We start from the raw sequence: 22,090 nt of genomic DNA, 5'->3' as shown, positions 1-22,090 counted from the left end.
CCCCCTACATGAACATATATTTACAATTCTGCATCGATGATGAACATCCTTCTAAAGCAGAGGTAAAGAACTCAAAGCCAGGCCGCCGATGATCAGCAATAACGCCCCGATCAAGAGAAATGATGCCATCGGCAACAAATATATCAAGACCGCCTGCCCGGTAGTCAAGGTTAAGGCCTCACGCACTGCCAGAACCTGCAATCCTATCACCCATAAACCGGACAGGAGATACAACAAGGCGCCCACGCCGGGCAGGTCCAATAAAATTGCGGCATAATATAAAGCCGGGCCCAAAATGCCGGGAAAAACCGCAAAGCCCAGGCAGCTCAAAACCGCTTTGCCATTGCCGTACCCGTAAATAATCTCTGCCAGCAGGGAAAACAGACCTGCGGAAACAAACCATATCACAACTGCCGTAACGGCCCCCAGGCTCGCCAGCATCCATGAAGCGTATCCTGGCAATCCTAATCCGTTCTGACTGATGGCGCTGCTGGCCTCCTGCAAAAGATAATTGGCGAAATAGACCCCTATAAAAACCAGGAAGCCCGCCAACAAAGGCCGTGTGCGGGCTAATTCCCGCATGGTGCCCTGCGGTTGAAAGATTAATCCGTAAAGCACATCCAATATGGTCAAACCCAGTCCCCCTAGTTAATAATATAACCTGGTAGTTGGCTGATTACCCAGGAAGGTGCTCTCCAGGCTGGTAACCAGGCGTTTCCACATGTCCTGCTGGTTGAGCACCTCAATAGGAACTTCTCCCTGTATACCTGCCATGACTTTGGCCTGCTCGATCGCGTCATAGTAATCTCCCAAACTGTCCACTAACCCCAAATCTCTGGCCTGGGCTCCGGTGAAAATCCTTCCGTCGGCCAGGGGCATCAATTGTTCACGGGTAATTTTGCCCTCGCGGCCTTTCACCACTTGATCAATAAATTGCTGATAGGAGTCCTGTACAATACCCTGTAATATTTGTTGTTCTTCTGGAGAAAGATCGCGGAAAGGAGATCCGATATCCTTATGCTGGCCGCTTTTGATGACCACCTCTTTAACCCCAAGCTTTTCGTACAGTCCTTCGATGTTCTGCATCTGCATAATAACCCCGATGCTGCCTGTTAAAGTGGCGGGGTTGGCCATGATATGGTCCGTGCTGCAGGCGATCCAATAACCGCCAGAGGCGCACACATCCCCCATCGAGGTTATAACCGGTTTTCCGGTCGCCCTGAGCTTATCAAGCTCCACCCCGATTTCTTGTGAGGCTACAGAGGTTCCTCCGGGGCTGTCGACTCTAAGCACTACCGCTTTGATATCCTGACGGGCTGCTGCCTGGCGGATGATAGCCATAATGTCTCGGGCGCTGGCAGTAGTGCCCTGCAGGAGATTTGACGTGCTGGTACCGGTAATGGTGCCGGAAACCTCAATAACCCCGATTTTGCCAATGCTTTTTAAACCGGCCTGGGGCTGGCTGATGCTCTGAACTGCCATAATCAACAGGATAAGCAGAAAAACCAGTATTAATCCTATCACAATCCTCTTCTTCACCGTCAACCTCCTCTTCTCAATGACTGTTGACTGCAGCCTTATACTGTACTCTGCTATGAATGCGTTTAATTGCCGGTGAAACCAGGGATTTTTTGGCCGGCAGGGATACTTCCGTTCCCACCCCGGCTTCCAGATCAGCGGGCAGTTCCACCAGCGTAAGCTGCATGAATACTTTGCCGGCCACCGCACAGGGATGGCCCTGTATATACACCCGGGCGGTAAACCTGGAGAAACGCAGCCAGGCCAACAGCATCTTTATGGCTCTTTTTAAGGCGTCTAGCCCCCCTGCCGGCGGATTGGACACATCTACCGCCACCCCGTCAATGAAACCTGCCGGCAAAACTGCAATGCGGGCCGCTCTCCGTAGGCGATAAGTTCTGAAGTATCCCATATAACTGCCCGCCGGGCGCTCATTGAGGGAAATGATGCGGGTCTTGTACTGAAACGGATCCCGGAGCGTGATCGGTTTAGGCATCTTACCGACTGGATACTGTCCCGAGAGCAGTGTTCCAATGCGCACCGCGTCCAGGTGCATCTCCGGAAACCGCAGTGTCGCCGCACTGTTGGCACAATGCTTTATAGGAATATTATAACCCCTTTCCTCCAGGCTTCTGACGGTTTGCATAAAACACTCATACTGCTTTAAAGTAAAATTAGGGTCGCTGGCACCCGCATGAGCCATGTGAGTATATATCCCTTCAATGTATATGTAGGGATTGCGACTTAATGCCTCACAAACCTTAATGACCTCCTCATAAGAGAGGCCAAAACGGTTCAGACCGGTTTCAAGCTTAAGGTGAACCGACAGCATGATTTGTTCAGTCTGGCTGACCTGAGCGGCCAGGACAGCGTCATCCGGGCCGGAAATCATCACCGTAATCTGTGCCCTGATAGCCTTTTGCAGTGAGGCCTGGTCCGCCAGTGGACTGAGCAGCAATATGGCTTCCTCTAATCCAGCTTCACGCAACTGCAGGGCTTCATCCAAAAAGGTGACCGCAAAATACTCAACCCCGTTATCTGCCAGGAGGCGGGCGGTTTCCACCATGCCATGCCCGTAAGCATTGGCTTTTACCACTGCAATCAGTCTGGTCTGTTCTGACAGCAGCGAGCGCACTCCGGTTAGATTATGGAGTATGGCATCATCATCAATCTCTACCCATTTGTCGTGCATAACTGTATCAGTCGCCCCCCTGGCCTGCAAGACCGCGTCTGCGCCCTAAATAAACCGGCAGCATCCGGGTCCACAGCCAATACCAAACAGGCCGGTAGACGAAATCCCATTCACCTACAAATTCAGTTAATACCCCGTTAAATCCTTTTTTAAAACGATACAGTCCGTATAAGGGGTTCTCTTCATCCAAATCGCCGGATACCCCTCGAAAATCATACACTGTGCATCCTTGCGCTTTGGCCCAGCGGATCATTTCCCACTGCAAAAGGTAATTTGGCATTACATTGCGGTGGCGGTTGCTGGACGCGCCATAAAGATACCAGGCCTTGTCGCCCAGAATAAAGGCCAGGGTTCCGGCCACGATTTCCCCCTGATAATGGGCCAGAAATATGCGGGCATAACCATTGGCGATCATATGATCCCAGATAGATTCGAAATACGAATAGCCTCTTATCAGGAAATGATCCCGTTGGGCAGTCTCCTCCAATATGGAGTAAAAAACCTCTAAATCTGTCCGTTCTTCAGCCTGAGTGACGGTGACTCCTTTTCTTCCCGCCAGTTTGATATTGTAGCGCCATTTTGGGTGCATATCAGCCAGCAGTTCAGCCGGCTCGGGGGTAAGATCGAGGCGCATCACATAGTTGGGCTGCACTCCTTCGAAGTTGAGCCCCGACAGTTGACGCTGAAAACCGCAGGCAGACAGCATTTTGGCATAGTTCTGGTTCTGGGCCGGGATATCGGGGTCGATTTTCACGAAAATTGCCCCCTCGCGGCGGGCAATCTGCCTGGCAGCTGCAAATAACAGCCGGTGCTCTTCGGCATTATCCTGATCGGCCACAGGGCCGCGCGGGGAGTAAAAAATGGCGCGTTTAACCAGCGGGATGGGCAGGGTGCGTTTGAGGATCAGCATAGCTGCCCTGATTTGTCCGTCCTTTTCCAGGACCAGTCTTATCGGTTTCCAGCCGGTCAGATTCTTCACCTGCCCCCATTCCCATAATTGCAGAAAATGCCCTTTGGGATGCTGGGCAATGAAACGATTATAGCTGGCTTTATCCTTGGCCTCGATAATTCTGGTTTTGTACATCTGTTTCCCCTTCAGAGATGCTCAACACTATTCTTGCCAGGATAATTGGCAGGTATCCATCCGGATATGAACAGAGGAATTAGCAAAGCAGACTTTCTCTAGATTGCCGGTATTTGAGGCTGTTTTCTATCAACCCCGTAAACAAAGGATGCGGCCGATTGGGCCTGGATTTGAATTCGGGGTGGAATTGACAGGCCACAAAATAGATGTGGTCGCTTATTTCGATAATCTCAACCAAACGCTTATCAGGAGATAGGCCGCTGATAATCATACCGTGCTTTACCAGTTCATCACGATATTCATTGTTAATCTCATAGCGATGGCGATGCCGTTCCTGAATCACCGACTGCTGATAATGATGATGGGTTGTGGTGCCGGCTGCGATGTGGCAGGGATAAACCCCCAGGCGCATGGTTCCGCCTTTGTCTTCGACATGCTCCTGATCAGGCATCAGATGCACCACCGGGTGCGGACCATTGGGGTCAAATTCACAGCTGTTGGCCCCTTTAAAACCGCACACATTGCGCGCAAATTCAATCACCGCGCATTGCATTCCCAAACAAATACCCAGGAAAGGAATCTGCTTTTCGCGCGCATACCGGGCGGACATGATCTTGCCTTCGATGCCCCGCTCGCCAAAACCACCCGGAATGAGTATGCCGTCCACATCCGCCAGCAATGGTTCCGGGCCTTCCTTCTCCAGCTGTTCAGCATAAATCCACTTGATCTTGACATCGCAGTTAAACTGAAAACCGGCGTGTTTCAATGATTCCACCACGCTCAAATAAGCATCCGGCAGCTCCACATATTTGCCCACCAGACCGATAACGACCTGCTTGTCCATATGAAGGATTTTATCCACCATGGTTTCCCATTCCGCCAGATCGAGCGGACCGCATTCCAAGCCGAGCCGCTTTAGCACCTGGAGGTCAAGCCCCTCTTTGGCCAGCATCAAGGGGACTTCATAAATAGAAGAAGCGTCTATGAGCTGGATGACTGCCTCCCGGTCCACGTCGCAAAACAAGGCGACTTTGGCCTTGAGATCCATGGAAAGCTCCTTCTCAGTGCGGCACACCAGTATGTCGGGTTGAATCCCGATACTCCTCAATTCTTTTACACTGTGCTGGGTGGGCTTGGTTTTTAATTCCCCGGCCGCCTTGATGTGCGGCACCAGGGTAACGTGAATGTATAACACCCGGTCTCTGCCCAGATCGAACTTCAGCTGCCGAATGGCTTCCAGAAAAGGCAGAGACTCGATGTCGCCCACTGTCCCGCCTATTTCGGTTATTACTACATCGGGCCCTACAGCTTTTTCAATCAGCAAGACCCGCTCTTTAATTTCGTTGGTGATATGCGGAATAACTTGAACCGTCTGTCCCAGGTAATCCCCGTGTCTTTCTTTATCTATCACCGCCTGGTAGATGCGTCCGGTAGTACAATTGGAAAGGCGGGTAAGGTTCTCGTCCACAAAGCGCTCATAATGCCCCACATCAAGGTCGGTTTCCGCTCCATCCTCGGTTACGTAAACCTCTCCGTGCTGGTAAGGGCTCATCGTGCCCGGGTCTACATTAATATAGGGGTCAAATTTCTGTAAAGCTACTTTAAGTCCCCTGCTCTTCAACAACCTTCCCAATGATGCAGCCGTGATTCCCTTACCTAGCGAAGAAACAACGCCCCCTGTTATGAATATGTACTTGGTCACTTTCCCGATCCCCGCTTTCCCTGGTGTGGTTCGAACTACCCATTCTTATGAATTGTACACCTCTTTATCATTTAAGGTCAACTGCCGGGATAGTCCAGCACTACAACGCCAGCCGATTCATGGAGGTCCTCGGCGCTGACCTGCAGAGAAGGCCTTTTGACAGTTTTTTCGAATTGGCCGGTAAACCTCTCCAAAGGATCCAGCTCGAAGCTGAGGTGTTTAGTTTTATAATGCATAGGCACGATGATGACAGGGTTTAGTTGTTCCGCCACCACTCTGGCCTCCTGGGCATCTATGGTGTATATGCCCCCTACCGGAAGAAGCAGAATGTCCACATTGCCAATGGCCTCTATCTGCCGGGGCTCAAGGATATGGCCGAGATCGCCCAGGTGTACAATATCCAAGCCCTCCGCAGCGATCTTGTAAATGATATTCCGCCCCCTTTGCTGACCCTTCTTGCGGTCGTGAAAGCTCTCCATGCCTTCAATGCGAATCTGGCCGATTTGGAAAACCCCGGGTTGCGAGATGATGCGGGGATCGCCCTGCAATACCTGTACAGCATTATGATCCCAGTGCTGATGGCTCACCGTGGCGATGTCAACCGGCTGACGATACTCCTGATAACCCAGTTTCTTCTCAAAAGGATCGGTTATAATCCGGCCCAGGGGGCTGTCGATCAAAAACGAAGCATGGCCCAACCAGTTTATCATCATAAGCTATTCCCTCCTGGTGGCCCGATTGACGTGGTAAAACCAGTAGCCTTCACTCTGGTAAATAAGACGGTTGTCAAGATTCAAGCGGGTGTAAATGGAGGTCAGGGTCCCGATGTCAGTCTTTCTCCCCATCTTTTCGGCAATCTCGGTGATCAGCTGCAGATAGTGCATCGGTTCCCCATTGACAGTGAGAATCTCTACAGCCCAATCAGCTTCACTCTTTTTGCGTGTTTTCATGCTATACCTCCTACATGTGCTCCGGGGCTGTCACCCCGATAATGGACAACGAGTTGGCAATAACTATTTGGATGGCTTTCATCAGGTTTAAGCGCGCGGTTTGCAGAGCCGCATTTTCTTGCAGAACCCGGTAGTGGTTATAGTAACTGTGAAATAAAGCAGCCAGATCCAGGGAATAACGCGCGATACGGTGCGGCGCCAGGGTTTTGGCGGCAACCTCCACCTCCATGGGGAACTCGGCGATTTTTCTCAATATAGCGATCTCTTCGGCCTGGTTAAGCACCGCAATATCTGGCGTTTCTCCTTGATCCCATTTTACACCGGCGGCCCCAGCCTGGCGGAATATGCTGCAGATGCGGGCGTGAGCATACTGCACATAATAAACCGGATTTTCCAGGCTCTGCTGTTTGGCCAGTTCCATGTCAAAATCCAGGTGGCTGTCGGGGTTGCGCATCACAAAGGAGAAACGCGCCGCATCCCTGCCGACTTCTTCGATCAGTTCATCCAGTGAAACCGTAGTTCCGGTGCGTTTTGACATGCGCACAATCTGCCCGCCCCGGTACAAGCGCACCAGCTGCATCAAGATCACGTCCAGCTGCGCGGGGTCATATCCCAGTGCGGCCATGGCTCCTTTCATACGGGCCACATGGCCATGATGGTCGGCTCCCCATACATCTATGACCCAATCAAAGCCCCGCTCGAATTTATCTTTATGATAGGCGATATCGGCTGCAAAATAGGTGGGGAGTCCGTTGGCGCGGATGACCACCTCGTCCTTTTCATCACCCAATAGAGTGGTCCTAAACCATTGAGCCCCGTCCTTCTCGTATATGTAGCCTTTTTGCCTCAGTTCCTCGATCACGGCCTTGACCTGTCCGCTCTCATGCAGCGTTTTTTCACTGTACCACAAATCATAGCTGATGCCAAAGCTTTCCAGGGTGTGGCGGATATAAGCCAGCTTCTCTTCCAGGGCCATAGCCACCAGTCTCTGCTGCCGTTCCCGGGAATCTAATTGCAGGAGGCTGTCTCCTTCCCGGGCCCTGATGCTCTTTACCGTATCCACCACGTCCTGGCCGGCATAGCCGTTTTCCGGGAAGGTCACATTTTGCCCGCTAAGCTGCAGGTACCGGGCTTCAAGGGATTCCGCAAATATTTCAATCTGATTGCCGGCATCATTGATGTAAAACTCACGTTCCACGTCATAGCCGGCATAATGGAGCACGTTGGCCAGGGTATCGCCGATAGCTCCGCCGCGGGCATTGCCCATATGCAGGTTTCCAGTGGGATTGGCACTGACGAATTCCACCTGAACCCGTTTACCGTTGCGGGGGGCCGAGCCATAGGCCTCTTTCATCCGCATCACCAGGGCCGGGATCTTATATAGCCAATCGGAGCGCAGGTACATGTTTATAAATCCAGCCCCTGCCACAGCTACCTGGTCGAGATGCGAAAGAGCCTGCCGGTCAAGGTGGTCAACTATAATCTGGGCAATTTCACGGGGCGCCCGGCGGGCCGATTTTGCCATCAGCATGGCCGCATTACAGGCAAAATCCCCATGCCCTTTTTCCCGCGGCACTTCAATCACAAAATCGGGGATAAAATCAAAAACAAGGGCTTGCTCAGCCCGGGCCTGATTCAATGCTGATATGATCATGCTTCGCAAAGCGGATTTGATCTCCTCAATGGGGTTCATGAACGACCTCCTCAGTGCTTTATTTACCACATATATTCTACCTTATCCGGGCACAAACTATAAACAGGTGACTCGGCCAATTTTTGAGCAAATGTCCTGAAATTATTCAAGGAGGCTAAGGAAATGCGCTTAGATAGGGGTAACCGGTCAATTCTGGCCTATTTCCGCGATGAAGGCGAAGCTGCCAAAGCGGCTCAGGTTTTAACTCGACATGGTTTTCAAGACATATCTGTAGATACCATCGTACCGGTTCCGGGCAGAACGGTTTACAGTACCCCGGCAACCAGCTTAACCGCCCTGGTCCTGGGATCAGGACGGGCCCGTCAGGGCCATCATCAAATCCTGCTGGGATCCGATCCGGATGTCAGCGGGATGGCAGGCTCATTTGGTTCTGATCAGGGAGGCTACAACCATATCCTGACCATGACAGCTGACAACGATCAGGCCGATATCGCAACCAGGCTGCTGCGCGAATGCGGAGCCCTGGTGTAATCACAGGGACCATCTGGAAAAAAAGCTGCTCATATCGCGGTGTGCTTCCTGATTGATAACCTGTTTTAAATCCGCTGTTGAAGCCAGCTGGTATTTATATTTGGCCAAATAGCTGCGCAAGATTTTTTGCACCTTGTCATGGCCCAGCTCCTCCTCCAGTGCCCACCAGAATGATTCCCCGCCCTGGTAGGCCACGGAATGGTATTGATCGGGTCCGGAAAATTCAGGCAAAGCCCGATCCAGTTTCATGGCTTGAACGGCCATCGGCGTAGACGAGGTTGTGGCTTGCCGGTAGTTCAGGTACAATGAAGCGCTGTAACTGGCCAGTCCTTCATCCAGCCACGGTTCATCATACTGGTCGTTGCCCACCATTCCATACCACCATTGGTGGGCGATTTCATGAGCCAGCAAATTTCCTAAACCCGGGCTGCTCAGTTGGTTCTCGGCCACATACACCACCCCTGCGTATTCCATACCGGCAAATCCATGCATCGGCGCCACCACCAGGTTTAATTCGCCGTAAGGGTATGAGCCCCACATGCAGTTGAAATACTCCAGAATTCGCCCGGCTTCCGCTAGCATCTGCTTTCCCTCCTCCTTCAGCCGGGGAGGGACATAACAGTTCAAGGTTGTGTTCTGGTGCTGCTGTTGCAGTTTTTCATAACCGGAAACGGCGGTCAGGGAGAAATCCCGCACCATTTCAGCTTTGAAGAGATGGTTTTCCCGGCCGTTATCCAGGGCCAGGCCGGCGATTTTCTCCCCGCTGGTTAACAACTGGTAATGCTGCGGAGCGTTAATGCGTACCAGATAATTAGCCGCGCTCAGACAGAAGGGATCGCCAAAGGGAATATTGGTCGGCAGGCACCAGCCGTCAGCGGTCAAAGTGTTTAAGACCGGATAGATATGTCCCAGCATAAAAATCCCGTCCCGGGTCCCGTAGCGATATCCAACCCGAGGCACCTCGGCCAGCCAGGATATCCTTATATCAATCTCCTGCTCGGGCAATAATTCGCGGAGCAGCATGATCTTCAAGGAGATGTCCTCCATCAGGAACTCGCTGTTCTCTCCGTTGACCTGGATCTGCTTGACCTGCATCCCCCCCCGGGAAAAGCCCTGAGAATAAGCTGCAGCCGGCGCAGGGCTTAAGCCTTTGCTCTGGAAGGCCTGAGGATATACCGTCAGCCACAATTCCCCCAGAACCCCGCCTGAGGAATTGACGGTGCTGATCAAGGATTGGCCATAAACGGTGCGGTTTAAAGTATCCAGATACAGATCCATTTGATAGCTGGTTTTCTCGGCCCGGGGAAAAGTATAAACCGGCTGCTGCTGACTTTTGCCGGGATCCCACAGGTCTGAACGGCTGTTAAAAGGCAAAGCCGCCCCCACCCCTGCCGGCCACAGGTAACATACCGCCAGCAGGCAGAGAAGAGCAATGATTACAATTGTAAAAGTCCGGTTTCTTGTCATCGGTGTTTCACCGCTTTCGTTATAACTACCTTTTGATCAACCCGGCGGCTATTTATAAAGTACGATATTTTCCCGGTAATCCTGTTGCAGATCCCTTTCCAGAAAGCTCAAGAAACGAATCAGCATAGCTGAGGCTTCAGCCCGGGTCATGACCTGATTGGGATGCACCCGATTGCTGCTGTCTCCGGCCAAAAGTCCGATCTGGCGGGCCATGTAAACGCTGTCTTTGGCCCAGGCCGGGATTTCGGCATCATCGCGAAACTGGGTAAAAAATCCCGGGGCGGGAGCATTGTATTCAAATCCCAGACCCCGCACCAGAATGGTAACCGCCTGCGCCCGCGTCAGGGATGAATCAGGCAGGAAATAGCCGCCAACCCCTTGCACCAGTCCCCGGTTAATAGCTTCTTTTACATATTGGTAGTCAGGATTACTGCTCGGCACATCCTTTACCAGCGAAGCCTCGGAGGCGGCCTTGCGGGTCCGTACCAGGCCAGTTTTCTGGGGCTGTTCCGGGCTGATATTACAGGACCTCATTACCGCACGGGTGAAGTCCATACGGGTCATAGGGGCATCTGGCAGGAAGAAGGGCGAGGTCCCCTGAAAAACATTGAGGGAATAAAGCTTTTTGATATCCTCCTCGGCCCAGTGCCCGCCTAAATCGCGGAACTTGGGTAAAATCAAGCGTTCGATATTAGGGAGCATGGCCTGATGCAGATCTATCTCACCGCTTTCCCGCTGGTATTCCCGGGGAACGCCGTCCTTCATTCGTGGCAGGTCATACTGGCAGCTGGACACCATTTCCCGCTTTTCTACCGTCATATGACCACCCGGGAAACTGGACAGAGAAACCTCGTTGGGGGAGTAATCCAGGCTTTTGCGCAAACTGTCGGAGGCGATTACCCGGACTGTGCCCGCCCAGGAGAAGCCGCCCCGCTTTTCTTCATCACCGGGAGAAGGCAGCAGCTCAGACTGCAGATTGTAGTCCAGTATCTGGGTTTCGGTCTTGCCCCAGAAATTGCTGTAGCCCACGGCTCCTCCGCTGATATCCACTATCACTGTGCCTTCATCTTTATTAAGCATATAAACCTTGCGGGCCGCGATGGTCCCCGAAAAGAAATCCGCCGCCGGACGGTTGTCCACCACATCCGAACGGGAGAATTGATAATCCTCCAGGGTGAAACGATCCTCCCCTAAAACCACAGTTTCCCGGTAGCTCTTTATGCCGGTTGCTCCAGTAGTCTGGCCTTGTGGGCTGAAATTGGTGTAAGCCGATTCGTAAGTAACGCGCCGGTCCAGGCTGCCCTTCAAGGCAGGGTCGGCCGGCTTCAGATCAAATTTGTAACTCACTGTACCTTTGACGTCACTTATTTTTTCACTGCTGGTGAAAGAGCCTTTAAATAAGACCGGCTCTCCGGAAAGGAACACCACTTCCTGATATTCATATTCATTATTTACGCCGCCGCAATAATCAGGAGGCGCAGCCCAGACCGGCTGTAGAGGGGTCATTAAAAGCACAACTACCAGTAAAGCTAGCCATCTTTGCATAATACCGCTCCTAAAGAGATTATATTTTAGTTTATCGAGATACGGCCGTGATTACTTGACAACCGCACAACGAACGTAGAAATCATCCCGGACCAGATAGAGACGGTCTCCTGGTTTGAGCTGGTGGGCCGAGACAGGCTGTCCGTTTTTAATGATCAAAGCATCTGCCGTGCTCAGTCTCAGGGACTGACTCTTGAGCATCCACTGCCGGTTATGATTGCTCCAGTCATAGCCGTCTCCCAGAGTGATGCTCCAGCCTATAAGGGGATCATCCACCACCGTCGATATGGTTCCGGTACTGACCCGCAATGAATCCAAATCGCCTTTATCCGGCTCTACAGCCATACCTATGATATGATCACTGTCAGTATAAACATAGCCGTACCAATCCTTGAGGTCATGATCCTCGCTGTACTCGCTTGCTTCATCCACCGCGTAGGAGCCGGCCAGGAGTTCTCCAGTTTCCAGCCAGTTGCCTGTTTCGGTGTCATAAACCCGACTGTCGCTGCCATAATAAAGCTGCACCTCATCTCCGGCATCTGCAAATAAATTATTCTGCAGCTGATATGGATTTTTAAGCCACAAGCTGTCCTCGGTAATCAGGTCGATACGCCCGTAATACAGCCTTTGCTGGCCCAGGCTGGAATTGTTGAGAGCCTGGTCAAGTATGCAGACGATGTTGCTCAAGGACTGCCCCAGCCAGCTGTCAGCAATGACCAGGGCGCTGCTCCCGCTGCTGAGCACGCTTTTATCCTGCAGGCGTCCGTCCTTTATTATGACGGTGCCTTCACCCATCATGAAATTCTTCTGATTTAACTCAAACTCCCCGCTAAAAAAGTTCACCCGGTCAAGGCGGCCATTATAGGTGTACTCGGTATGACCTTTAAGGATCAGCCGCTCGATTTTTTCCTGTCCCATAACCTGTTTGGTCAAAAGGTACACGGTTTTACCGCGGTAGTATTTCAGATTGGCGGTCATGATCCGGTGCCCGCTCAAATATACGGGGAGGTCACCGCTATAGGCAAAAGACCTGGCCGATTGGGCAGGCTGCCAGGTCCCGTTATGGAAGGCTTCCACTTCTGAACAGGACAATATGCCTTCCAGGGGATTAACCAGTTGCAAGGTGGCACGATACAGCTGGCTGACCAGAATGGATTTGCCTTCAATTTCCATGCGGCTGATCAGTGCACTGTCGAGGTCGTCAAAATGGAGTATAACCCGGTCGCCCACATATAAAGCATTTAAAGGCAACGCCACTCCGTTCTTGGTGACGGTGGTAAAAGGAGCTAAAGTATAATGCCCCTGCAGACCGGTATCCTCCATAACCGTGATTTGATCTCGGTCAACAGCAGTAACCAGCCCTATTACGGTCAAGCTTCCCGGAGCTATATATCCCGGATGAGGGGTGGAAAAAGCCTCCAGGCTGATTAATCGCGAACCTTCAGCAGCCACGATCACCTCCAGCCCGGGCTGCAGATCAGACCAGCCAACGGGGATGCCGTCGATGGCAAACGGCGCCGGGTCAGGCACCGACAAGCGGTAGAGAGCCCCGGAATAATCCTCAACCAGGAGGTTGGCGGCCCCGGAATCGGACTGGGGATTCAATTCCATCAAATAACCTTCGATTACAACCACGGTATCTGCCGCCCAGGTTCCTTGAACCCCCCCGGCAGACAGCAGCATCAATGCCATCATAAAGATTGCTATCCGTTTAACCATAACCCCTATCCCCTCTTTCCGAGAATGCCGTATGTTCCCAGGCTATCAAGACTGATCCATCCCCCGGCAACTTCACCCTCCAGCGGTACCCAGGCTCCCTGATAAGTATCCAGACGGCAGGGCATGACCTTTCTTAACTGGCGCAGCTGTGCTTTATACTGATCGTATGACAGCAATAATGCGAAACTGCCGGAGAGATTATCAACCCTACTTTGATTTACACCCTGATAGAATTGAGCTTCAATGCTATACGGCGTCGACAGTAAATTGCTTGATACCGCTCCGGTTTGAGGAGCAGCCGGGGCGATCTTTAAACGAATCCCGGCATCATCCTGCCGGGCGGCCGTCCTGACCTGATGAGTATTAAATACAGCCGGGCTGACGCTGATTTCAAAGTCCCGTCCGCGAATGCGCAGATCGGAACTGCTGTTGCGGCTGATCAAAGCGGCCGGAATAGCTACTTCAACCTCTGTGGCTCCAGCCAGCTGCCCCTGGGTCAGGTCAAGAAACCAGCCTCTGGAATCATCCCTGGTTCCGATGCTATAAAAGACCTGGTTGCCTTTGCGCACCGTCTGGCTGTATTCCCCCGGACTGCCGTCGCTGTCCGGGTTGCCCGCCTGTGATCCGGTACGCACCCGGTTGCTCTTCATGGAGGGCGGCGAAGAGCCGAAGTCTCCAACCGCAGTTACTACGAATTGATAGCTGCGGTTTGGCTTAAGACTCTGATATACGAATGAGGTCAACCGGGTCGAGCCTATGTATTCGCGTTCATTATCGATCAGCACATAGATCTCATACTGGGAAGCATCCTTCACCGGGGTCCAATGAACCTTGATATAGCGGTCACAGTCAGCGTAAGAATCGTGGATTATTTCCGCTGTTACCTCCCCGGGAGACGGTAAGCTGGGGAGATCATAAGGCAATTCCAGAATATCACTGGCCCCCCCGTCAGGATTCTTTACCAGTAAACCGCCGCTGCCGATTGCCCCTCCGGGTGCGGTAACCAGGAGGGTGTCGGGACTTAAAACCTGGGCGGCCACCGCCTGCCCGGACTGCAGGTAAAAAGGCTCGCTTTCCCGGACGTTGCGCCCCTCGACAGTTCGGCCTACAGTACGATAAAGCGGGCTTCCCGCAGCAGCAGAAGCGCTTTCTGCCAACACCGGGTTAAATATCACCACCGCACCCGGTAAAAACCCGCTGCCTTTAATTGTTATCTGTTGTCCCCCCAGGATCGAAAGCTCGGTGATGCGGGTATTTCCCACACTATCCCAAACCGTTGCCGCCTCAGGTTCGCTGATATAAGTATAAGCACCAGCCAGCCAGGCCACGGTTCCGTCCGGATTTTCCAGCTTAACATCAACCGTCCCCGGGCTCCCCGGAACGGTTATCACCCGGCAGGTTTTATAATCCAGGAGGCTGACATCGCCGTCAGGCACCTTTACGGAGCCGAAATAAACCTCCAGGGAATCATCGTAACCATCGATACTGCTGCGGAAATCACTTCCGGCGATAAGCACTGCGGTACCGCCGCTGGCTGGCCCCATGGCCGGGGAAAGTGAAGTCAGGCCGGGGCTGCTCTCACCGCTGGTAAACTGCAAGTAAATGCTCGTTTCCCCGGGTATCTGGTCTGAGGCAGCGGTGCCCCCGTCCTGATTGACAACCACCACCCGGTATAGGTTGCCGACGGCCGTTTCCGCTGCCAGCGGCATAACGAAGCTGAGCTTTCCGGGGAGTTCATAGTCAATGTCCTTAGACTCTATATTGAACAAATCTCCCACCTGAATGCGGGCCCCTTCGCGGAAATCCTGGCCTAAAACACTGATCACCGCCCGGGATCGATAATCCATTTTTAATATGCGCCGGCTTTGACCCCCGATTGTAATGACCTGGGGTTCGTTGCCATCGCGGGTGATGTTCACGATCTGAGGATGACTGTCGGGGTTTTTATACTCGTACTGAGCCTGGGCCTGGCTGCCGTCAGGGTTATAAAGCCTGACCGCCACCACCCCTATGGTATAGTAGCTGGGGGTTTTCACCGCCAGCTGACGACCGGAAAGCATCTCCACCTGCGGGGCATAACCCCGCTCCACTACAAGGCGGCGCTCCTCCACGCTTACTTTGAGCAGCTCATAACCGCCGTATGAAGTATTTTCATCGCCTTGCAGCCGGAGTTGTCCCAAATCGATATAAACCGGAGTGTCATCATAGGGATAAACCTGCTCAAAAACCTGGCCTTTTTCCTCCACCCTGAGCTTTAATGTATTCCCGGCCTGGTATTCCACGGTTAAGCCTCCTGCCAACTGTACTGTCGCTAAGCCATTGTCGATCCGGCCGGAATTGGGCTGATCGCTTGGAATACTGCGATTATCGATACTGCCGAAACGAACCGCCGGCATGTTGAGGGTTTCGATACTGCCATCGTGCAGAACAGTAATTGCAGTGCTGGCGAAACCGCTGCCGAACATCTCCAGGTATTGACGGCCTTGCTTAGGGCCCTGGGCGGGCACCAGACTGGTGATGCGGGGGGTTAAAGCCTCATAGTTGTAGTTCACCGTGTTGCTGATACCGGCATCATTGTTGAGCAGATAAACCTTGGCCGTTCCAGCGGCAGCCGACGGGGTGAGCACTTTCACATAACCCCGGGCAAATTCCACGATACGGGCTCTTTCTTGCCCAAAATAGATGCGGGGCAAGATGGGTGAATCGTAGTAATGATCATACTGGCTGTGATTGATAGCTACCGGCGCTCTCCAATCGGTCAGCGGATCGTCTATGTCAATCTCACTGTCCCAACGATTATTGTGGTTAAGGTCGCTGAAAGGCTCGTTTGGGTCTCGAATCTGGTTGCGGTTGGCATCATCATAGGGTTCAAAATAACGAAAATCGCTGCCGGTGATTTCCACCACCTCCTGGCCGACCCCGCTGCCCTTTGATGGTGTCAATGCCGTGATAAAGGGGTGGCTGCTGGGAACCACATAGGTGAATCCCTGTTTGACCCCGGCACTGCCCCCGTCCGGATTAACGATGACCACCGGCACCGTTAAGCGGTCAGTGCTTTTATCCTGGCGCAAATCGCCGGGATAAGCCGGAACCTTTACGGTAATCATGTCGCCGCTGCTGTTTACCTGGGTATCGGCAGCTTTGATTTCCATGCCGTTGATGAACACTTTGACCTTGGTATTGCCGTTATCCTCGAACTCCCGGCCCTTAATGTCGATAGTATAGCCGCCCTGGGTGGAGCCCTGATCAGGTTCGATTGCGGTGATCTCCGGACGGGATAAAGGCATTTTATAGTAGTAGAAGCCAGCCTCATCGACCCGGCTGTCCTTTTTGGTATCAGGATTAATGACAGTCAGGTCGTAGTACCCGTCCGCCTCCAAGACTGGCACCGTAAACAGCAGGGTTTCGCTGTCCACAACCTCTACCCGCTTGCCGATGAAATGATTGCTGCTGTCCACCTGGTAGAGGGTCTTAATATCCAATCTCAAAGGGGGACTGCCGGCAATCTCCCATGACGACCCAGACAGGGTGAGCAATGCCCTGAAGCCGTTGGATAGCACTGCTTCCACCTGCTTGTCGGGATTTACTTCCAGTTTATAGGTCAGGTCTGAGCCGTTGCTGAGCGTGATTTCCCCGTTATGGGCCCTATCCAGGGTGAACAGCTCCTTGCCGGGGCTGTTAGCCTGCAGGAGCACGGCTTGATAGTAATCGGCCAGTTCCAGGTACGAAGCCCCGCCTCCGCTTTGAATGCGCAACAAAGGCTGTTCGTTATTGACATAATTTCGCAATTCGATTTTATTGGTGACGGGATCGCGGTTGTACTGGTTGATTTCCCGCCCTTCCATCATAACCCGGGTGCCGATCAGTTTCAGCGGGCTGCTCTCTCCGGAAGATGGCTCCGGTTTAAGGAAATTATCCCCCTTAACCATAACCAGGGTTCCGGTTTTGCCCAGTTTGGGGGCAAAATTGGATATTTTGGGGTTGGTATAGGTAAGAACATAGGTAAATAAAGCTGTATCCATAGCTCCTTCGGGATTCATGACCTGCAGCTGGGTCTCCCCTTCACGCCCGGGCGGGGCTTGCAGAGTGATTCTCTTGCCGTCTTCCTGGCGTGAAATCGGGCTTATTTCCCAGCCGTCGATGAATACCGTGACCCCGCTCATGAAATTGCTGCCTGCTATCTCGATGCTTTCACCGCCGTCAACTGTGATGGCATCAGGGTTGACCCCGGTGATGACCGGCTGGCGGCTGGCTTCAGGGTTGACAAAACTGATAAAATCGGGGCGCTGGGCTGATAGTCCGGGATGGGGGGAATTTTTGATGGGATTGGTCACCTTTAAATAGTTTTTTCCCAGGGTGTTCAAACTGGAATCAGCCGGAATCATGAACAAAATCCTGGCTCCTAATTCATTGCCCTCGGTTCCGTCCACCTCCCGGCCGTTCTTGTCGAATACCCGGACGTAAAGCTCCGGCTGGGTGTTCTTGTCCAGGAGCAGCTCCGGCCCCAGCTCAAGGATGGGATAGCGCAGTATTTCCTGTCCCTGAGCGTCGATGAAACGGGTTACCGCAAAGTTATTGCCGGTTATGGCGGCCATCCGGTCTTCAGGCACCACATAATGCCCTCCGGAAGCGATGACTTGAATCCTATCCGGGCTCATATTCACAATTTGCGGCTGAATTTTGCTGGGGATATAGGTGTAGCCATTGCTCAACGAGGCCCTCTCGGTAAAAACGATGGTCTTGTCATCGGCTCTGGTAAGTATGGTCTCGGTCTCCACCACAACATCCTTGCGGGGATCGGTAACAGCATCGGCTACCTGCGCACTGTGTACCGTGACGATATCCAGGTCGGCATTAAAACTCACTTCATACCCGGAGCCGTCAGCCCGGGGTAGAAAAGTAGCCTGATCCCCAATGATAACCTTCAACTTGCGCTGTACCTCTTTGATTGGTGTTCCCCGGTAAGTTCCAGGACCATAAGTGAGCAAAAGCTCTTTAGAGTTGACCGGGGGATCAGGGGTTAGAATGGTGGTTTCATCAGGCACGAATTCGGGTATATTCAGGGTTCCAAAAAATTGTCCGCTGACGGTTACCCGCGAACCCGTATCCGGTCCGGAAGCAGGCTGAACACTGAGGATGACCGACTTGATATTGGCATCGATCACCGTATACTTCTGATACTGCGGCTGCCCAACTATAAGCTCTTGAACCACTTGATTCATGGGATCGAAACCGAAAGCCACCGGATTGGTTAAAACCACGTAATATTCCCCTACCGGCAGGTTGGGAACCTCTACGGTAAGGATGTCCATATGGTTTACATTGCTCTGAAAAGTGCGGTTTTTACCCTGGTTAACGCTTGTGTACGGATCAGTTCCATCAATGTTTTTTAGAAAAAACACCTCATAGGTATTGAGCTGGGGGTGCGGGGCTTGAAAGATCAGCTTGGAACCTGCTTCGCCGCGGTTGGGGTACATCTCCAGTCCTTGGACAGATATATCCTGAACAAAGCGGAATTGATTCAGATAAGTATGTTTAATTGTGATCTCTACAGTTCTATTTATCCCCGGTCTGAGTTCATAACTTGAGGTTTCGGTCTTTTCGAATATCAGGTTCTGCAATCCCAAGGCACCGCCGGGTTTAGGAATAGCCACTTCACTGTCACTGTCGAAACAGCTTTTGTCCAGGGCGGTATAAGCGCCTTCATGCTCATAGCCGGCGCTGAGTCCCGGGGTGTATTTGACCGTACTGAGGTTGGTGCCGGAAATGTGCAGGTCATCCAATCCCACCCGGACTTTACGGTTTACCCCGGATAAACCGGGCATAGATCCTTCGTTAAGGGCAATGGAGAGCCCCTCGATGACCAGATAATTGCCGGTTTGATCCTGATTAATATTGAACTGCAAGAGTCCCTCGGAGTTATTGATGCGGTTCTTTAATTCCTGGTAGCCACTGCTGGTAATCATGCCTACCGAGGCATCCTTAAGGTATTGACCGGTAATCAACACCCGGCGTTGTTCCAACTGCCTTTCGGCATTATAAACCTTAAAAACAGTAATCGTGTCTATGCTGTAATTCTGGGGGTCAAACGCCTGAAGCGGTTTTAATCCATAAGAAAAAAAGCTTAAAAAGGCTATGAGTCCTACCAGGACTCTGATGGCGATTTTAATATGGGTTGCTTTCCTCAAGCTTCTGTCTTGCATTGGCCCCTCCTCCAGTAATTAAGCCTAAATACCACCAATCCCTCCCTAATAGTATCGATTACTCTCAGGGCCGACTTTAAGCTTTGAGTATAGCGATTTACCATGTTTAAACCTCTATAAGGACAAAAGACTCTTGCTAAGAGCGATCCTGCCCTGGCTCCGCTGCCACCTCCTCAAATGCTACTACCACCAGGGGGTCAAATTGAGTACCGATGGCTTTTTTGATTATCGCCAGGGCCTGGTCATGATCATAGGCCTCCTCCTCATCCGCCAGCCTGGTGAGGGCGTCATATATGTCAGCCACTGCGATTACTCGGGCCGCCAGGGGTATATCGGTGTGCTTCAGGCCTAAAGGGTAGCCGCTGCCGTCATAGCGTTCATGATGATGGCAGACCGCTGATTTTACGGCTGCCAGGGATTCTTGGGCCGGGATCATCTGCTGGCCTAAAGAAGCATGGTCCATTTCGGCCTCATCCTCCGGGGCGGCCGTCCACCTGCCGATATCATGCAATAAGGCCGCGTAGACCAGTTGCTGCAGCTCTTCTGTTGTCATCCCCAGACGCTGGCCGATAAGGCGGCTGATGCGGGCTACCCGCCGGGCATGACCTATAAATACGGGTTGATGGCTTTCCATGGCTTGAACAGCCGCCCCCAGTAGTGTTTCACAGCGTTGCTGTTCCTGCTGCTTAAGCTCAACCCGGCCAAACACGACCCCCAGATGATTCAGCAGGGCTTCCAGCACCGTCTTCAGATTCCTAGGGCCGACTTGCGGCGGTATATTGATCATAAACAAAGCCTGGAGATTGAGGCTGCCTAATGGCACTACGGCCAGATTCTCAATCCCGGCAGGCAACTGGATATCTTCTTCTCCCCGCCCATATATAATCAGGGCCCGGCTCTCTTCCAGGCTTTGCCGGGCTAAGCGGGAAGCTGGTTCCCACTCTGTGATGGGACCGCTCTGCCCCGAGAATGGATAACGGTATAGTGTAGCCCTGGGAAACATTCTATTAAGAATCTTTTCGACTTGCTGTAGAGCCTCCTCCCCATCGGGCTTAAGGTGCAATTCTGCAATCCCGCTGATAACCCTGCCCTGTAAATTAAGGGTCTGCAGGTTTTTGAAATAGGCTGCTCCCGAAACTGTTACCGCCAGCCCCAGCAAAAAGAACAACAGGGCTGTGGCCAACTGGGGCAGCTGAACAGTCCCGGCTATGGCCACCAGCAGGGCGGTTCCGGCCAAAGCGGCGATTATATAGGACTTCAGGTTCATAAGCCATCACTCTTTCCGTCACTATTTCTGGTATTGATTCTTATTATAATCCACAATCTTTCTCAAGATATAGCCTTGCTCATAAACTGCCTCTAGCCCAGGTTAAATGGAATTCATCTTCATATCTGGTATAATAGCCCTAGCAAACGTGAAAGGAAGATGTTATGACTACCAAACCGGTTGTTACAATCGAAATGGAACATGGCGCCATTATCAAGGCCGAACTCTATCCCGAAACGGCCCCTAATACGGTCAATAACTTTATATCCCTGGTGAAAAGCGGTTTCTACGACGGCCTCACCTTTCACCGCGTTATCCCCGGGTTTATGATTCAGGGCGGCTGTCCCCAGGGTACAGGAACCGGCGGGCCGGGCTACAGTATTCAGGGCGAATTCGCAGCCAACCGCATTAAAAATGACCTGCGGCATGATCGCGGGGTCCTGTCCATGGCCCGCAGCCAGCATCCAGATTCTGCCGGCTCCCAGTTCTTTATCATGGTGGCAGCGGCGCCTCATCTCGACGGACAGTACGCGGCTTTCGGCAAGGTCCTGGAAGGGATGGAAGCGGTGGATGATATTGTCGCCCAAAAGCGGGACTTCCGTGACCGGCCTCTAAACGACCAGCGTATAAAAGCCGCTCAGGTGGATACCTTCGGAGTGGAGTATCACCCGGTTGAAAAGAAATAACGGTCAGGGGAAAAGCGGCCGGTTTCTTTTATGATACCGGCCAGCCCTAACCCCACTCCGCCAATCATCTCAAGAGATAGTCTACAGGAGGACTGTAATGAACAAACAACCTGTTTCCCGGACCTGTTTTTTATGCGGCCGGGAAAATAATATCGGTCTGAAAATGGTGTGGTTCAATCACCCCGAAGAGGGAAAGGTCCGGGCCGTACTGGAAATCCCGGAACACTTCAACGGCTATCCCGGATTCGTTCATGGTGGCATTGTTGCCGCTATCCTGGATGAAACCTCAGGCCGGGCGATAATGATCGATGGTGGGAATGACCGCCTCTTTGTTACCGCCAGCCTGGAGGTTAAATACCGGCACCCGGTGCCGACCAATACACCGCTTACGGTTACCGGCTGGGTTATTAAGGGGGGCAGTATGCGAGCCAAGGTTGCTGCAGAGATTTGCCTTGAGGACGGAAAATGCCTGGCGTCCTGCAAAGCTACGATCTTGAGGCCGCCGCAGGAATATTATGAGCTGTGGAACTGGCAGCAAGAGAAGGAACATTGGAAAGTTCCAGAGGATTGAT

General features: G+C 52.4%; 16 protein-coding genes. 3 read left to right on the top strand and 13 right to left on the bottom strand.

Annotated elements, in window-relative coordinates:
• Window positions 1-51: 51 nt before the first annotated feature.
• From B3W37_RS03935 to argS, 8 genes are all read right to left on the bottom strand, one after another.
• On the bottom strand, window positions 52-633 hold the full coding sequence (locus B3W37_RS03935) for a YIP1 family protein (protein ID WP_481041741.1): 582 nt from the start codon (window positions 631-633) through the stop codon (window positions 52-54).
• A 15-nt stretch (window positions 634-648) separates the two neighbouring features.
• On the bottom strand, window positions 649-1,539 hold the full coding sequence (gene sppA, locus B3W37_RS03930; RefSeq protein ID WP_481041743.1) for a signal peptide peptidase SppA: 891 nt from the start codon (window positions 1,537-1,539) through the stop codon (window positions 649-651).
• 16 nt (window positions 1,540-1,555) lie between these two features.
• Complete coding sequence (gene alr / locus B3W37_RS03925) at window positions 1,556-2,710, bottom strand: alanine racemase (RefSeq protein WP_483174846.1); 1,155 nt, start codon at window positions 2,708-2,710, stop codon at window positions 1,556-1,558.
• Between the two features lie 7 nt (window positions 2,711-2,717).
• The gene (locus B3W37_RS03920; RefSeq protein WP_483174845.1) at window positions 2,718-3,794 is read right to left on the bottom strand and encodes a lipid II:glycine glycyltransferase FemX; all 1,077 of its coding nucleotides are present in this window, start codon (window positions 3,792-3,794) and stop codon (window positions 2,718-2,720) included.
• Window positions 3,795-3,873: 79 nt separating this feature from the next.
• On the bottom strand, window positions 3,874-5,496 hold the full coding sequence (locus B3W37_RS03915) for a CTP synthase (protein ID WP_481041749.1): 1,623 nt from the start codon (window positions 5,494-5,496) through the stop codon (window positions 3,874-3,876).
• A 77-nt stretch (window positions 5,497-5,573) separates the two neighbouring features.
• The gene (locus B3W37_RS03910) at window positions 5,574-6,209 is read right to left on the bottom strand and encodes an MBL fold metallo-hydrolase (RefSeq protein WP_481041751.1); all 636 of its coding nucleotides are present in this window, start codon (window positions 6,207-6,209) and stop codon (window positions 5,574-5,576) included.
• A 3-nt stretch (window positions 6,210-6,212) separates the two neighbouring features.
• A complete protein-coding gene (locus tag B3W37_RS03905) occupies window positions 6,213-6,446 on the bottom strand; it encodes a DNA-directed RNA polymerase subunit delta (protein ID WP_481041753.1) in 234 nt (77 codons plus the stop codon).
• A gap of 10 nt (window positions 6,447-6,456) precedes the next feature.
• Entirely contained in the window at window positions 6,457-8,139 is a 1,683-nt protein-coding gene (argS, locus tag B3W37_RS03900) for an arginine--tRNA ligase (protein ID WP_481041755.1), read from the bottom strand.
• A 123-nt stretch (window positions 8,140-8,262) separates the two neighbouring features.
• Here argS and B3W37_RS03895 point away from each other — a divergent pair, with 123 nt between their 5' ends.
• A complete protein-coding gene (locus B3W37_RS03895; RefSeq protein WP_481041757.1) occupies window positions 8,263-8,631 on the top strand; it encodes a hypothetical protein in 369 nt (122 codons plus the stop codon).
• Here B3W37_RS03895 and B3W37_RS03890 read toward each other — a convergent pair whose 3' ends face one another.
• The 5 genes from B3W37_RS03890 to B3W37_RS03870 all read right to left on the bottom strand — a co-directional run bounded on the left by B3W37_RS03890 (window position 8,632) and on the right by B3W37_RS03870 (window position 20,832).
• Window positions 8,632-10,098: a M1 family metallopeptidase gene (locus B3W37_RS03890; RefSeq protein WP_483174843.1), complete on the bottom strand. Its 1,467-nt coding sequence runs from the start codon at window positions 10,096-10,098 to the stop codon at window positions 8,632-8,634.
• A 48-nt stretch (window positions 10,099-10,146) separates the two neighbouring features.
• Window positions 10,147-11,643 (bottom strand): S-layer homology domain-containing protein, encoded by a 1,497-nt coding sequence (locus B3W37_RS03885; protein WP_483174842.1) that lies wholly within the window; start codon window positions 11,641-11,643, stop codon window positions 10,147-10,149.
• A 51-nt stretch (window positions 11,644-11,694) separates the two neighbouring features.
• On the bottom strand, window positions 11,695-13,362 hold the full coding sequence (locus tag B3W37_RS03880; RefSeq protein WP_483174841.1) for a hypothetical protein: 1,668 nt from the start codon (window positions 13,360-13,362) through the stop codon (window positions 11,695-11,697).
• A 5-nt stretch (window positions 13,363-13,367) separates the two neighbouring features.
• Window positions 13,368-19,565, bottom strand: a complete 6,198-nt coding sequence (locus B3W37_RS03875) for an IPT/TIG domain-containing protein (protein ID WP_483174840.1) — start codon at window positions 19,563-19,565, stop codon at window positions 13,368-13,370.
• Window positions 19,566-19,701: 136 nt separating this feature from the next.
• Window positions 19,702-20,832, bottom strand: a complete 1,131-nt coding sequence (locus B3W37_RS03870; RefSeq protein WP_481041767.1) for an HD-GYP domain-containing protein — start codon at window positions 20,830-20,832, stop codon at window positions 19,702-19,704.
• 164 nt (window positions 20,833-20,996) lie between these two features.
• On the opposite strand from B3W37_RS03870, the gene B3W37_RS03865 reads away from it, so the two are divergent.
• Together B3W37_RS03865 and B3W37_RS03860 are read left to right on the top strand one after the other, a co-directional pair.
• A complete protein-coding gene (locus B3W37_RS03865) occupies window positions 20,997-21,518 on the top strand; it encodes a peptidylprolyl isomerase (protein WP_483174839.1) in 522 nt (173 codons plus the stop codon).
• A gap of 97 nt (window positions 21,519-21,615) precedes the next feature.
• Window positions 21,616-22,089, top strand: a complete 474-nt coding sequence (locus B3W37_RS03860) for a PaaI family thioesterase (protein ID WP_481041771.1) — start codon at window positions 21,616-21,618, stop codon at window positions 22,087-22,089.
• The last annotated feature ends 1 nt before the right edge of the window (window position 22,090 follow it).

It is taken from the genome of Syntrophomonas sp. UBA5494, assembly GCF_002426325.1.
This window is presented reverse-complemented; position numbering and strand designations above follow the sequence as displayed.

Coding starts and splice junctions, on each gene's coding strand:
- alr (WP_483174846.1), bottom strand. CDS start 2,710: ATGCACGACAAATGGGTAGAGATTGATGATGATGCCATACTCCATAAT.
- B3W37_RS03920 (WP_483174845.1), bottom strand. CDS start 3,794: ATGTACAAAACCAGAATTATCGAGGCCAAGGATAAAGCCAGCTATAAT.
- B3W37_RS03910 (WP_481041751.1), bottom strand. CDS start 6,209: ATGATGATAAACTGGTTGGGCCATGCTTCGTTTTTGATCGACAGCCCC.
- B3W37_RS03905 (WP_481041753.1), bottom strand. CDS start 6,446: ATGAAAACACGCAAAAAGAGTGAAGCTGATTGGGCTGTAGAGATTCTC.
- argS (WP_481041755.1), bottom strand. CDS start 8,139: ATGAACCCCATTGAGGAGATCAAATCCGCTTTGCGAAGCATGATCATA.
- B3W37_RS03895 (WP_481041757.1), top strand. CDS start 8,263: ATGCGCTTAGATAGGGGTAACCGGTCAATTCTGGCCTATTTCCGCGAT.
- B3W37_RS03890 (WP_483174843.1), bottom strand. CDS start 10,098: ATGACAAGAAACCGGACTTTTACAATTGTAATCATTGCTCTTCTCTGC.
- B3W37_RS03885 (WP_483174842.1), bottom strand. CDS start 11,643: ATGCAAAGATGGCTAGCTTTACTGGTAGTTGTGCTTTTAATGACCCCT.
- B3W37_RS03880 (WP_483174841.1), bottom strand. CDS start 13,362: ATGGTTAAACGGATAGCAATCTTTATGATGGCATTGATGCTGCTGTCT.
- B3W37_RS03875 (WP_483174840.1), bottom strand. CDS start 19,565: ATGCAAGACAGAAGCTTGAGGAAAGCAACCCATATTAAAATCGCCATC.
- B3W37_RS03870 (WP_481041767.1), bottom strand. CDS start 20,832: ATGAACCTGAAGTCCTATATAATCGCCGCTTTGGCCGGAACCGCCCTG.
- B3W37_RS03865 (WP_483174839.1), top strand. CDS start 20,997: ATGACTACCAAACCGGTTGTTACAATCGAAATGGAACATGGCGCCATT.
- B3W37_RS03860 (WP_481041771.1), top strand. CDS start 21,616: ATGAACAAACAACCTGTTTCCCGGACCTGTTTTTTATGCGGCCGGGAA.